This is a genomic window from Gordonibacter pamelaeae 7-10-1-b, from assembly GCF_000210055.1.
GTDB lineage: Bacteria > Actinomycetota > Coriobacteriia > Coriobacteriales > Eggerthellaceae > Gordonibacter > Gordonibacter pamelaeae.
The window spans coordinates 1,254,698-1,267,134 of record NC_021021.1 but is presented as its reverse complement, the minus strand read 5'-3'; the positions used below and the strand labels follow the sequence as shown (position 1 = coordinate 1,267,134).

The 12,437-nt window shown below is 64.2% G+C and carries 13 protein-coding genes and 2 tRNA genes; 14 read left to right on the top strand and 1 reads right to left on the bottom strand.

The annotated features are described in order from the left end of the window. From GPA_RS05860 to GPA_RS05830, 7 genes are all read left to right on the top strand, one after another. Positions 1-413 (top strand): ATP-binding cassette domain-containing protein (locus tag GPA_RS05860; protein ID WP_156791136.1); only part of this gene is annotated, 413 nt, incomplete at its 5' end. Positions 414-478: 65 nt separating this feature from the next. Then, positions 479-569 (top strand) — tRNA-Ser (locus tag GPA_RS05855). 59 nt (positions 570-628) lie between these two features. Then, a tRNA-Ser gene (locus tag GPA_RS05850) sits at positions 629-721 on the top strand. 267 nt (positions 722-988) lie between these two features. Next, positions 989-2,764: a potassium-transporting ATPase subunit KdpA gene (gene kdpA / locus GPA_RS05845; protein WP_015539268.1), complete on the top strand. Its 1,776-nt coding sequence runs from the start codon at positions 989-991 to the stop codon at positions 2,762-2,764. Positions 2,765-2,814: 50 nt separating this feature from the next. Beyond that, entirely contained in the window at positions 2,815-4,893 is a 2,079-nt protein-coding gene (gene kdpB, locus GPA_RS05840; protein WP_015539267.1) for a potassium-transporting ATPase subunit KdpB, read from the top strand. Between the two features lie 142 nt (positions 4,894-5,035). Further along, positions 5,036-5,638, top strand: a complete 603-nt coding sequence (locus GPA_RS05835; protein WP_041240156.1) for a potassium-transporting ATPase subunit C — start codon at positions 5,036-5,038, stop codon at positions 5,636-5,638. A 244-nt stretch (positions 5,639-5,882) separates the two neighbouring features. Further along, on the top strand, positions 5,883-6,407 hold the full coding sequence (locus tag GPA_RS05830; protein WP_015539265.1) for a hypothetical protein: 525 nt from the start codon (positions 5,883-5,885) through the stop codon (positions 6,405-6,407). A 27-nt stretch (positions 6,408-6,434) separates the two neighbouring features. On the opposite strand, the gene GPA_RS17990 is transcribed toward GPA_RS05830, so the two are convergent. Continuing rightward, positions 6,435-6,869: a hypothetical protein gene (locus tag GPA_RS17990; protein WP_147274481.1), complete on the bottom strand. Its 435-nt coding sequence runs from the start codon at positions 6,867-6,869 to the stop codon at positions 6,435-6,437. A gap of 93 nt (positions 6,870-6,962) precedes the next feature. Between GPA_RS17990 and rpsF the strand changes: the two genes are divergently transcribed. The 7 genes from rpsF to GPA_RS05795 all read left to right on the top strand — a co-directional run. Continuing rightward, positions 6,963-7,256, top strand: a complete 294-nt coding sequence (gene rpsF / locus GPA_RS05825) for a 30S ribosomal protein S6 (protein ID WP_015539264.1) — start codon at positions 6,963-6,965, stop codon at positions 7,254-7,256. A gap of 57 nt (positions 7,257-7,313) precedes the next feature. Beyond that, complete coding sequence (locus tag GPA_RS05820) at positions 7,314-7,784, top strand: single-stranded DNA-binding protein (protein ID WP_015539263.1); 471 nt, start codon at positions 7,314-7,316, stop codon at positions 7,782-7,784. A 23-nt stretch (positions 7,785-7,807) separates the two neighbouring features. Further along, positions 7,808-8,068 (top strand): 30S ribosomal protein S18, encoded by a 261-nt coding sequence (gene rpsR, locus GPA_RS05815; protein ID WP_015539262.1) that lies wholly within the window; start codon positions 7,808-7,810, stop codon positions 8,066-8,068. Positions 8,069-8,084: 16 nt separating this feature from the next. Then, positions 8,085-8,627: a 50S ribosomal protein L9 gene (gene rplI, locus GPA_RS05810; RefSeq protein ID WP_015539261.1), complete on the top strand. Its 543-nt coding sequence runs from the start codon at positions 8,085-8,087 to the stop codon at positions 8,625-8,627. Positions 8,628-8,828: 201 nt separating this feature from the next. Beyond that, a complete protein-coding gene (dnaB, locus tag GPA_RS05805; protein ID WP_015539260.1) occupies positions 8,829-10,241 on the top strand; it encodes a replicative DNA helicase in 1,413 nt (470 codons plus the stop codon). A 39-nt stretch (positions 10,242-10,280) separates the two neighbouring features. Next, positions 10,281-11,564 (top strand): metallophosphoesterase family protein, encoded by a 1,284-nt coding sequence (locus GPA_RS05800; RefSeq protein ID WP_015539259.1) that lies wholly within the window; start codon positions 10,281-10,283, stop codon positions 11,562-11,564. Then, the coding region (locus GPA_RS05795) for an AAA family ATPase (protein ID WP_156791135.1) at positions 11,561-12,437 on the top strand (877 nt) is incomplete at its 3' end. The genes GPA_RS05800 and GPA_RS05795, both read left to right, overlap by 4 nt.

Sequence of the window (12,437 nt, the reverse complement as noted above, 5' to 3'; positions counted from 1 at the left end):
CCGACCTTGCCGCCCGCGACGCCATGACGCTCTCCACCGGCCAGGCGCGCCGCGCGCTCATCGCCCGCGCGCTCGTGCGCGATCCCGAGGCCCTCGTTCTCGACGAGCCCTGCACCGGCCTCGACCCCGAGGGCATGTTCTACGTGCGCCGCAGCATGCGCGCGCTGGCCCAGGCGGGGAAGTCCATCGTTCTGGTGACGCACTATCCCGAGGACGTCATCCCCGAGATCACCCGCCTCGTGCTCGTGAAGGACGGCGCCGTGTTCGCCGATGGCCCGAAGGAGCACCTGCTCTCCGACGATACTATGAGCGCGCTGTTCGGCGTTCCCCTGCGCGTGAAGCGCACGGCGGTCCCCGCCCTCGCGAAAAATGCCGAAGAGGATGCCTATTTCTCGCTTGTGAGCGCCTATTAGCTGTTGTATACTACGTAGCTGCTGCACGTCCGCGCCCAGCGCGAGCATGCATGTTTCGGACGAGCGGAGAGATGACCGAGAGGCCGAAGGTGCACGATTGGAAATCGTGTGTGCGCCAAAAGCGTACCTAGGGTTCGAATCCCTATCTCTCCGCCAGCTTATTCCCGCGCCCCTGAGGCGCGTTTCATACGGGGCCAGGCCCCGCACCCCAAAGCGGAGGGGTGGCAGAGTGGTTGAATGCGGCGGTCTCGAAAACCGTTTTACCCGTAACCCGGGTAACGAGGGTTCGAATCCCTCCTCCTCCGCCAGTTTTCCAGATGAAGCGCCTCCGGGCGCTTTTTTCATCTCCTCGTGCACGTCCCCCTTAACGTCTTCTTAACGTTGCGCGCCGCTCCTTAACGGCGCGCTAATCCGCGCAACCTTATCGTTTTCCTAGTTTGCAAAGGTGCCGCTGCGGCGGCCTGGAAACGAGGAAGGAAGACGATGGACTACGTAACCGCCGTCGTTGGAGGGTTGAGCGTCATCGTGGCGTTCTACCTGTTCTACGTTCTGCTTCGAGGGGGTGACGAGCGGTGATGGACGAGTTGCTGGAATACGGCATCTACCTTGCCCTGCTCGTGGCGCTCGCCATCCCGCTGTCGGGCTATATCAACAAGGTCATGGCCGGCGAGAGGGTGGCCGTGCTCTCGCGCGTGCTCGTGCCGGTGGAGAACGTGGTGTACCGGTGCATCCGCGTCGACCGTGCCGACGTCATGGGCTGGAAACGCTACCTGATAAGCGCCCTGGTGTTCTCGGCGCTCTCGTTGGCAGGCCTGTTCGCCATCCTCATGCTGCAGGGCGTGCTGCCGGGCAATCCCGAGGGGTTGCCCGGCCTCACATGGGATCTCGCGTTCAACACGGCGGCCAGCTTCGTGACGAACACGAACTGGCAGGCCTATAGCGGCGAGAGCGCACTCAGCTACTTCTCCCAGGCCATCGGCCTGACCGTGCAGAACTTCGTCACGCCGGCCGTGGGCATGGCCGTGCTGTTCGCGTTGTTCCGCGGGTTGGTGAGCGAAGGAGGCCCTGGCTTGGGCAACTTCTTCGTCGACGCGACGCGCGCCGTGCTGTTCGTGCTCATCCCGCTCGCGCTCGTCGTGACCGTGGTGGACGTGTGGCAGGGCTCGCCGCAGAACGTGTCCGAGTATCAGGAGGTTCAGCTGCTGGAACCGGTTGGCATCGATTCGGAGGGCGAGGTGGTAGAAGCCGACGATCCGGCAGCCGTGCAGGTGATCGACGAGGGCGTGGTTCCCATGGGCCCGCAGGCCAGCCAGGTTGCCATCAAGCAGCTCGGCACGAACGGCGGAGGCTATAACGGCGTGAACTCGGCAAGCGCCCTGGAGAACCCCACGCCCCTCACGAACCTGGTGCAGTGCATCTCGCTTTTGCTCATCCCGTTCGCGCTCGTGTTCAGCTTCGGCCGTTTCGTGGCCGATCGGCGGCAGGGGCGGGCTATCTTCGCGGCCATGTTCATAGTGCTGGTGGCAAGCTTGGCGGTGATAGCCTTCTTCGAGCAGGTTGGAACGCCTCAGCTTGCGGCCGACGGCTCGGTGTACATGGGCACGTACGACCAGTCCGGCGGCAACATGGAGGGCAAGGAGGCACGTTTCGGCGTGACCGATTCCTCCCTCTGGGCCGCATTCACCACAGCCGCATCGAACGGCTCGGTCAACTCCATGCATGACAGCTACACGCCCATCGGCGGCATGGTGCCCATCATCCTCATGGGATTGGGCGAGATCATCGGCGGCGGTATCGGCTGCGGCTTGTACGGCATGATCGGTTTCGTCATCCTCACCGTGTTCATCGCGGGGCTGATGGTGGGCCGCACGCCCGAGTACCTGGGCAAGAAGATCGGGCCCAGGGAAATGCGCATGGCCACCATCCTGTGCATCACCACGCCCATGGTCCTTCTTATAGGTGCGGCCGTCATGTGCCTCGATCCGGCGACGGTGGATAGCCTGAACAACTCGGGCGCCCATGGGTTCTCTGAAGTTCTTTACGCCGCCACGTCGGCGGGCGGAAACAACGGATCGGCTTTCGCGGGCTTCAACGGCAACACGCCGATGATCAACGTCGTGCTGGGTTTTGAAATGCTGGCGAACCGCTTCATCCCGCTTGCGGCCACGCTCGTGCTGGCCGGCAGCTTGTGCACGCGGCCGAAGGTGGCGGTGAGCGCGGGCACGCTCTCCACGAGCAATGCGATGTTCGTGTTCCTGCTGATTCTCATCGTGCTGCTGGTCGGCGCCCTGTCGATGTTCCCGGCGCTGGCGCTGGGTCCGATAGCCGAGCAGCTTCACATGGTGCTTTAGGGAAGGCGGGCGAAAAAGAAATGACAACGGCAACTATGAGGAACAATGAAATGAACCATTTGGCGAAGCGCTCCGTGCGCGACTCCTTCGTGAAGCTTGCCCCCCGCGAGCAGGCGAAGAACCCCGTTATGCTCATGGTGTACCTGTCGGCCATCCTGACGCTCGCCCTGTTCGTGCTGTCGCTGTTCGGCATCACGGACTCGCAGCCCGGCTTCATCATTTCCATCTCGGCGGTGCTCTGGCTCACGGTGCTGTTCGCGAACTTCGCGGAGGCGCTCGCCGAGGGCCGCGGCAAGGCGCAGGCCGACTCGCTGCGCGCCGCCAAGCGCGATGTGCCCGCGCACAAGCTCAACGAGGGCCTGGTGGCGAAGGGCCATCACGTGGACGATCCGGCTGAGTTCTTCCGCCTGCAGGCCGACGAGGTGAGTTCGGCGGTTCTGAAGAAGAAGGACCTGTTCTACGTGGCGGCAGGCGAGCAGATCCCCGCCGATGGCGAGATCGTCATGGGCGCCGCATCGGTGGACGAGAGCGCCATCACCGGCGAGTCGGCCCCGGTCATCCGCGAGTCCGGCGGCGACCGCTCCGCCGTCACGGGAGGCACCACCGTGCTTTCCGACTGGCTGGTGGTGCGCGTGACCGCCGACGCGGGCCATAGCTTCCTCGACCAGATGATCGCCATGGTGGAGTCGGCCACCCGCAAGAAGACCCCGAACGAGATCGCGCTCGAGATACTGCTCGTGGCGCTGACCATCGTGTTCCTGATCGTGTCGGTGTCGCTGTTCGCGTTCAGCGGCTTCAGCGCCAACCAGGAGGGCATTGCGAACCCCACCACCATCACCTCGCTCGTGGCGCTGTTCGTGTGCCTGGCGCCCACCACCATCGGCGCGCTGCTGTCGGCTATCGGCATAGCCGGCATGAGCCGCCTGAACCGGGCGAACGTGCTGGCCATGAGCGGCCGCGCCGTGGAGGCCGCGGGTGACGTGGACGTGCTTTTGCTGGACAAGACGGGCACCATCACGCTGGGCAACCGGCAGGCCGCCGAGTTCATACCGGTGGACGGTGCCGCCGAGCACGACCTGGCCGATGCCGCGCAGCTGGCCAGCCTTACCGACGAGACGCCCGAGGGCCGCAGCGTCGTGGTGCTGGCGAAGGAGCGCTTCGGCATCCGCGGCCGCGAGCTCGAGGGCTCGGGCATGGTCAGCATCCCGTTCACCGCGCAGACGCGCATGAGCGGCGTAGATTTCGAGGGCCACGAGATCCGGAAGGGGGCGGCCGATGCCGTCAAGGATTATGTGGAGTCGCACGGCGGCACGTACAGCAGCGAATGCGCCGCAGTCGTTGCGGATGTCTCGCGCGCAGGCGGCACTCCGCTACTTGTTGCTCGCGATCATCGTATTCTGGGCGTCATCCATCTGAAGGACATCGTGAAGCAGGGCATCAAGGAGAACTTCGCCGACCTGCGCACCATGGGCATCAAGACCGTCATGATAACGGGCGACAACCCCATGACGGCCGCCGCCATCGCGGCCGAGGCCGGCGTGGACGACTTCATCGCCGAGGCCACGCCCGAGACGAAGCTGGCCGCCATCCGCCAGTACCAGGCCGAGGGGCATATGGTGGCCATGACGGGCGACGGCACGAACGACGCGCCGGCGCTCGCGCAGGCCGATGTGGCCGTGGCCATGAACAGCGGCACCCAGGCGGCGAAGGAGGCCGGCAACATGGTCGACCTTGATTCCTCGCCCACGAAGCTCATCGACGTCGTGCGCATCGGCAAGCAGCTGCTCATGACGCGCGGTTCGTTGACCACGTTTTCTATAGCGAACGACCTGGCGAAGTACTTCGCCATCGTGCCCGCGCTGTTCGTGCCGCTGTATCCTCAGCTCGAGGCGCTGAACATCATGCACCTCACGAACCCCTACACGGCTATCATGGCGGCCATCATCTACAACGCTCTCATCATCGTGGCGCTCATCCCGTTGGCGCTCAAGGGGGTGAAGTACCGCGAGGCATCGTCGCAAAGCCTGCTTTCCCGCAACCTGCTGGTATACGGACTGGGCGGCATCGTCCTCCCCTTCGTTGCTATCAAGCTGCTCGACATGATGTTGACGGCTTTGGGCGTGGCGTAAGGCAACGAATGCCCGGCCGCGTTTCGAGCGCAATGAAAAAACGGTTGCCGTTATTGAGATGCACTCTCGGTAACGGCAACCAAAAAACGACTGAACGACCATGCGAAAAACGAGCTTCGGAATGAAGAAAGGATGCGAAGCAATGAGGCAAGCGAAAATCTGGGGAAGCGCAGCGCTCTTCTTCCTCGTAACAACCATATTGTGCGGCGTGGTTTACACGGCTGTGTGCACGGGTGTCGCGCAGCTCTTCTTCCCTTATCAGGCAAACGGTTCCATCATAGAAGTCGATGGGACGAAATACGGCAGCGAGCTTGTTGGCCAGGAGTTCCATGACCAGAATCATATGTGGGGCCGGCTCACGAACGCGAACGTCTCCACGTTTACCGACGACGAGGGAAACCCCGTCATGTGGTACGGCCCGTCGAGCCTTAGTCCCGCGAGCGACGATTTCGCCGCTACGGTGCAGGCCCGCATCGACGAGATCCACGCAGCCCATCCCGAGAAGGGCGACGAGCCCATCCCCAGCGACCTCGTCACGAACTCCGGCAGCGGCTTCGACCCCCATATCTCCCCGGCTGCCGCCGAGTACCAGGTGGAGCGGTTGGCGAAGAACACCGGCAAGACGCCTTCCGAGATCCGCGCCATCATCGAGCAGTGCACCGAGCAGCCCCAGTTCGGCATTCTCGGCGATGCCCGCGTGAACGTCCTCAAGGTGAACCTCATGCTCGACGGCATCCTGCAGTAGCCGCTTTCCCGGCCCCACAACCGGCCAAGTTGTCCGGATGTTTCACGTGAAACATCCGGAGGCGGGAAACGTCCTGAATAACGGCCGCGTATCAATATTTGAAGATACGCCGAATAACCCGCCGTCCGCGAGCGAGGGCTCGTCGGGAAGCCCTACACTGGACGGCAACGGAAAAAGCAAGGGCCGTAAGCGGGCCGCCTGCACGAGCAGGCAGGCAGCGGCGGCCGGTTGAAAGGACGAGGCCATGCCCGATCGCGTAGTGGAGAGCTCGGACGTAGAAGTGCCCGAGATTCCCGAGATCCTGGAAAAGGTGCTGCTCTTCTCGCTGGAAGAGGCGAAGGAGAAGATGACGCAGGGAGCCGACGTGGTGCCGTTCACCGCGCTCGTGGTGAAGGAGAACCTGTTCTTGGAGAACCACCCGGGCGAGTCGGCGGACGAATGCTTCGCCTTCGCGCGCCACACGGTGGAGAATGCCCGCGGCGCCGAGGCGTACGCGCTGTGCTATGACGGCTACGTCGAGGTCGACGACGAGACGAAGGACGCGCTCATCGCCGAGGGCGGCATTCCCGGCGAGGACGAGGGCATGGCCGTTGGCTTCCTCTACACGATGAGCGAAGACGGCGAGCCCACGTTCGAGGAGGAGCCGGCCTACATCGGCGAGGCGCCTAACTTCATGAGCGGCCTCAAGGAGGCCGACCAGTACGACGAGGACGAGATCGACGAGAAGTATCTCGACGACGAAGAGGACCTCGAGGAAGAGGCCGAGTAACTCTGCAGGGCCAAGCAGCTGCGGCCGCTAGAGAAACGCCGCAAAAGAGACGGAAAACGAGCCGGCTGTGTTCCACGTGGAACGTAGCCGGCTCTCAATTTTTTCATTCGGCCATTTCCCAACGTTGCAGTCACTTCCAAGAAAGAAGCGGTTGCCTGTATTCGCGAACTTCCATCCCTTAAGCTTGTGGCCAGGGCTTTCGAATTTCGGCGGCAGTCGTGTCAGATGCGCGCGGCATCCGTGCAAGGGTTGCGCGGCGAGCGTGCAAGGTCCGTGCGGCATCCGGGCCAGATCCGCATCAGCTTCCGGCGACTCCGTGACGGTGGAATTACGGTCGGCCGGCAAGGTCGCGTTGCTATACTTCCCCCAGAGAAGTTCAGCGGACAAGCGGGAGGCATGCCGCGCAAACATGGTGAAAGCATGTGCGCGCTGGTAAGGAAGAAAGTTTTCCTTGTGGCCCATGAGGCCCTTTGCTAGAATAGGCAAGCTAATCCTGCTCCGGGTTAACTGCCTTCACCAGCCCCGGAGCCGCTAAAGACCAAAGGAGGTGAGCTGATGAAGGCTTATGAATTGCTGTTTTTTGTCGCTCCGTCTATCGACGAAGAATCCCGTGCCGCTGTTATGAAGCGTATTGAGACCACGATCGCCGAGGGCGAGGGTACGGTTGACAACGTCGACAACTGGGGCAAGCGCAAACTCGCTTACGAGATCGACGGTCTGACCGACGGTGACTACACTCTCATCGATTTCCATGCCGATCCCGCTAACGTTGCTGAACTCGATCGCGTTCTTCGCATCAATGACGCCGTTGTGCGGCATATGATCGTCAAGCGTACCGATCGCGATTAAGAGCACGTGGCGTTGGGCGCCCCCGGCGCCCCAGCATGAGAAGAAGAGGTGGGTATCATGAGCATCAACCGAGTTATCATCAGCGGAAACCTGACGCGCGACCCCGAGCTGCGCTCCACGGCGAGCGGTTTGCCGGTGCTCGGCTTCGGCGTTGCCGTGAACGACCGCCGGAAGAACCAGCAGACGGGCGAGTGGGAGGACTATCCCAACTTCATCGACTGCACCATGTTCGGTGCGCGCGCCGAGAGCCTGAACCGCTACCTCAACAAGGGCACGAAGGTGTCCATTGAGGGAAAGCTCCGCTGGAGCCAGTGGGAGCGCGACGGCCAGAAGCGCAGCAAGATCGAGGTGATCGTCGACGAGCTCGAGTTCATGTCGAGCCGCAACAGCGATTCGTCCTCATACGGCGGAAACCAGTCGTATGGCGGCAACGCAGGCGGCTATTCCCCGGCTCCGGCCGCAGCCCCCATGGCTGCCCCGGTGGTCGATGCCTCTTCTTCGGTCTACGATGAAGACATCCCGTTTTAAGCGAAACGAAAGAGGTTTGTGAAATGTCCGATTACGCGAAGCAGCCGCGTCGCAAGTTCTGCCAGTTCTGCAAGGACGAGGCGAACTACGTCGACTACAAAGACACGCAAATGCTGCGCAAATACGTTACCGATCGCGGAAAGATCAAGCCGCGCCGGGTGACGGGTGCCTGCACCCAGCACCAGCGCGACATCGCGAACGCCGTCAAGCGTGCCCGCGAGATGGCTTTGATGCCGTACGCGGTGCCCGCCGTCAGCGGTCGCGGCGATCGTCGCAGCCGCTAGGCGCAAGGAGGGTTCCATGAAAGTCATCCTGCTTCAAGAATTGAAGGGCAAGGGCGGTGAAGGCGACGTCGTAGACGTGGCCCCCGGCTTCGCCAACAACTACCTGCTTCCCCAGAAGCTCGCCATCCTGGCGACGAAGGGGAACCTCAAGCAGCTCGAGCAGCGCAAGCACAACATCGCGAAGCGCGAGGAGAACCGCATCGCCGACGCCGAGAAGATGAAGGCCGCCCTCGAGGGCGCCACCGTCAAGGTCGAGGCGAAGGTCGGCGAGGAGGGCCAGCTGTTCGGCTCCGTCACCGCCGTCATGGTCGCCGACGCCATCAAGGCCGCCACCGACCTTGAGGTGGACAAGCGCCGCCTCGAGCTCGGCCACGCCATCAAGACGGCTGGCGAGCATGAAGTGGTCTACGGCATCTACCGCGACATCAAGGTGTCCGTGAAGCTCCTGGTGGGCAATATCGACGAGCAGGCCGAGGCCGAGGTCGTCGAGGAGACCGTGGAGGTTGTCGAGGAGGCCGAGGCTCCCGCCGAGGCTGCCGAGACGGCTACCGAGGAATAAATACTTTTCCACAGGATTGATTTGTGGAAACGGGGGAAAACCCCCTTTGCCCCGATGACGGGTGAAGGGGGTTTTCCGTTGCATGTGGATAACGCATTCCGTGGTTTTTCGGGAAGAAAAATACACATGACCTGCGGCAATCATGCGGTACTATAGCGGGAAACAAGGCAGCGGACACCCGAAGGAGCGAGAAGGACCACCATGTCGGAAGCGTACCAAGCCAGCGCAAGGAACAGCGACTTCAACGAGGGGTCGGCTCCCAAGAACAAGCCGATGCCGCAGAACATCGAGGCCGAGAAGTCGGTTCTGGCGGCCTGCATGCTGAACGCCGAGGCGGTGGAGGAGCTTATCCTGAAGCTCAAGCCGGAGTCGTTCTACCGCCCGGCGCACCGCATCATCTTCGAGTCCATCTGCGAGCTGAATACGCGCCGCATTCCCATCGACCAGATATCGCTCGCCGACAACCTGAACGCCACGGGCCAGCTGGAGGCCGTGGGCGGCAAGCCGTACCTGGTCGATCTGGCCGACAACACGTTTGCGCTCACGAACTGGCAGAACCACGCCGAGATCGTGAAGCGCACGGCCATCCTCCGCGAGCTCATCTACGCCGCCGCCTCCATCAACGCGCTCGCCTACGACGCGCCCGACAACCTGGACGAGGTGGTGGAGGACGCCGAGAAGACGCTCTTCGGCGTGACCGAGAAGCGCGTGTCGTCCACGTTCTCCAAGATGGACTCCCTGCTCACCGAGGCGTTCGAGGAGATCACGAAGCTCGCCGAGCAGCAGAACCACATGGCCGGCGTGCCCACCGGCTTCAAGGACGCCGACGACCTGTTCCACGGCTTCCGCGGAGGCGACCTGGTCATCCTGGCCGCCCGTCCCGGCGTGGGCAAGACGTCGTTCGCGCTGAACCTGGCCGTGAACGCCGCCAAGTCGGGCGCGGCCGTGGCCTTCTTCTCGCTGGAAATGAGCGCGGGCCAGCTGGTCCAGCGTATCCTGTGCGCCGAGGCGCGCGTCAGCCTGTCGAAGATCCGCGCGGGCTTCATATCGGAAGGCGACTGGGGCGCCATCGCCGACGCGTCGAACACGCTTTCGAAGCTGGAACTGTACATCGACGACTCGCCGGGCCTGTCCATCTTGGAGGCGCGCGCCAAGGCACGCCGCGAGCTGCGCCGCACCGAGGGCAAGGGTCTCATCATCGTGGACTACCTGCAGCTCATGCAGCCGCCCTCCACGCGCCGCGACGGCAACCGCGCCGTGGAGGTGGGCGAGATCTCGCGAGGCCTGAAGGTGCTCGCGAAGGAGATGGACATGCCCGTGATCGCGCTGTCGCAGCTGTCCCGTGCCGTGGAGATGCGAGGAAAGAAGCGCCCGATGCTCTCCGACCTGCGCGAATCCGGCTCTATCGAGCAGGACGCCGACATCGTCATGTTCATCGACCGAAGCATGGACGAGACGGAGGCGGAGAGCGAGGACCGCCCCGACTTGGGCACGGCGCAGCTCATCGTGGCGAAGCACCGCAACGGCCCCACCCGCGACATCGACCTGGCGTTCAACCCGGAGTACACGCGCTTCATGGATTTCATCGACGATTCGCGCGCGGGCGGCTTCTAACCGGCCCGCGCGGGCCGCGCACGCGCTACACTGGTGCCCATGCGAAAGCGAATCACATTCATCCATGCGGCCGACCTGCATCTCGGCGCGCCGTTCCGCGGCCTGAGGGCGCTCTCGGAAGCGTGGGCGAACCGCCTGCTCACGGCTATCCCCGAAGCCTACGACCGCGTGGTGGACGCCGCGCTGGCCCGCCAGGTCGACTTCGTGGTCATCGCGGGCGATATCTTCGACAGCGCTCGCGCGTCTTACGGCGATTACCTGCATTTCTTCGAGGGCCTGCGCCGACTGGACAAGGCTGGCATCCCCGTGTACCTGTGCACCGGCAACCACGACCCGTTCACGTCATGGAGCCGCGACTTCTTCGCGTTCCCGCCGAACGCCGTCATGCTGCCGGCCGACAAGCCTGGCTTCGCGGCCTATCGGAAAGGCGGCGAGACGCTGGCCCTTATCGGCGGGCGCGGCTACTACAACCAAACGTGGCCGTCCGACGAGGATATCGCTGCCGGCGTGACGCGTGCAGCGGCCGAGCAGGCATTGGCCGATGCCGTGCCCGATGCCGCGCAGGCGCCCTTCGCCGTGGGCCTTCTGCACACGGGATTGGACCTCGACCCGGTGAAGGCTCCCACGAACCCGGCCCGCCTCCTGCGGGCGGGCATGGACTACTGGGCGCTCGGGCATATACATATGAAGTACGCCCATCCCTCTTTCGACGATCCGCGGCTCGTGTTCTCGGGCTGCATCCAAGGCCGCGACATCAAGGAGACGGGCGAGCGCGGCTGCTTCGCCGTGACGTTGGAGGAAGGCGCGCGCCCTGCGCTCGAGTTCGTTCCCACGGCCAGCGTGGTATGGCAGCGCATGGACGTGGACGTGGCCGACTGCGCGAACGTGGCCGAGGTCACCGACAAGATCATGCGCGAGCTGTTCCGCGTGAACGGGAAGGCCCACTGCGAGGAGATGTGCGTGCGCATCACGCTCACGGGCACCACGCCGCTGCATGCGGTGTTCGCGCGCCCCGGCGTGCTGGAGGATCTGCGCAAGCACATCAACGACGGCTACCCGTCGTTTTACTGCGACGCGCTCGTCGATGCCACGCTGCGACCGTACGACAAGGAAGCGCTGCGCCGCGAGGGCCTGTTCCCAGCCGTGTTCCTGCAAGTGGCCGACGCCCTGCGCGCCGACCGCGAAGACGAGATAGCCTATATCCAGGAGGAGTTCCTGCTCAAGAACATCCAGCTGCCCAGCGCCTACACGCGCCGCATCGACGAGCTGGCGGCCGACGCCGAGGACCTGGTGCTCGACCTGCTGAACCGAGGCGACGAATGACGGCCGAGCGTGGCGGCGCGCCGTACCTCAAGCGCATGAAGATCACGAGCTTCGGCGCGTTCGCCAACAAGGTGGCGGGCCCGTTCACGCCGCACCTCAACGTGGTGTTCGGCGAGAACGAGGCCGGCAAGTCCACGCTGGCCTCGTTCGCAGGCGGCGTGCTGTTCGGGTGGGAGGAGGCGCGCGGCGTCCGCAACACCTACAAGCCGCGCAATGCCGAGCGCGCCGGCTCGCTGTTCTTCGCCCCGCGTCCGGAAGAGGGGGACGCGTTGCCCGACGAAGGCGCTCCCGTGCCCGCACCCGCCTCGGGGGCCGAATCCGGCGCGCCCGCATCCGACCCCGACAACGAGCTCGTGCTCTCGCGCGTGCGCAACGCCGACGGCCTGCAAGGCCCCGCCGAGCTCGTGGACGACATCGACCGCGAGACGTTCCAGACCATGTTCTCCCTCACGGCCGACGAGCTGCGCAGCCTGCGCAACACCACCGACATGACCGCGAAGCTGCTCACGGCCGGCTCCGGCACGGGCGCGAGCCCCGCCCATGCGCTCGTCGAGGTGCAGGCCCGCCTGGCCGAATACACCTCGAAGGCCGCCGGCATCGAGCACTCCATCACGCGCCTGACCGCCGAGCAGGACGACCTGCGCGCCCAGATGGCCCAAGCCGCGGACGAGACGGAGCGCTATAAGGCCCAGGACAAGGAATTCCACGAGCTGGCGCCGCAGCGCGCGCAGCTGCTGGCGCGCCTGGACGCGCTCAACGCATCCATCGAGGAGCTTGCCGCGCAGCGCGCCAGCCTGGAGAAGCTGGACGCCCAGCGCGACCAGCTGCGCCGCCAACGCGACTCCCTGCGCGAGGACGAGGCTGCCCTGGCCG

What these genes read in the sequence shown, in the direction of transcription:
- kdpA (WP_015539268.1), top strand. Translation starts at nt 989, where the DNA reads ATGGACGAGTTGCTGGAATACGGCATCTACCTTGCCCTGCTCGTGGCG.
- kdpB (WP_015539267.1), top strand. Translation starts at nt 2,815, where the DNA reads ATGAACCATTTGGCGAAGCGCTCCGTGCGCGACTCCTTCGTGAAGCTT.
- GPA_RS05835 (WP_041240156.1), top strand. Translation starts at nt 5,036, where the DNA reads ATGAGGCAAGCGAAAATCTGGGGAAGCGCAGCGCTCTTCTTCCTCGTA.
- GPA_RS05830 (WP_015539265.1), top strand. Translation starts at nt 5,883, where the DNA reads ATGCCCGATCGCGTAGTGGAGAGCTCGGACGTAGAAGTGCCCGAGATT.
- GPA_RS17990 (WP_147274481.1), bottom strand. Translation starts at nt 6,869, where the DNA reads ATGGGCCACAAGGAAAACTTTCTTCCTTACCAGCGCGCACATGCTTTC.
- rpsF (WP_015539264.1), top strand. Translation starts at nt 6,963, where the DNA reads ATGAAGGCTTATGAATTGCTGTTTTTTGTCGCTCCGTCTATCGACGAA.
- GPA_RS05820 (WP_015539263.1), top strand. Translation starts at nt 7,314, where the DNA reads ATGAGCATCAACCGAGTTATCATCAGCGGAAACCTGACGCGCGACCCC.
- rpsR (WP_015539262.1), top strand. Translation starts at nt 7,808, where the DNA reads ATGTCCGATTACGCGAAGCAGCCGCGTCGCAAGTTCTGCCAGTTCTGC.
- rplI (WP_015539261.1), top strand. Translation starts at nt 8,085, where the DNA reads ATGAAAGTCATCCTGCTTCAAGAATTGAAGGGCAAGGGCGGTGAAGGC.
- dnaB (WP_015539260.1), top strand. Translation starts at nt 8,829, where the DNA reads ATGTCGGAAGCGTACCAAGCCAGCGCAAGGAACAGCGACTTCAACGAG.
- GPA_RS05800 (WP_015539259.1), top strand. Translation starts at nt 10,281, where the DNA reads ATGCGAAAGCGAATCACATTCATCCATGCGGCCGACCTGCATCTCGGC.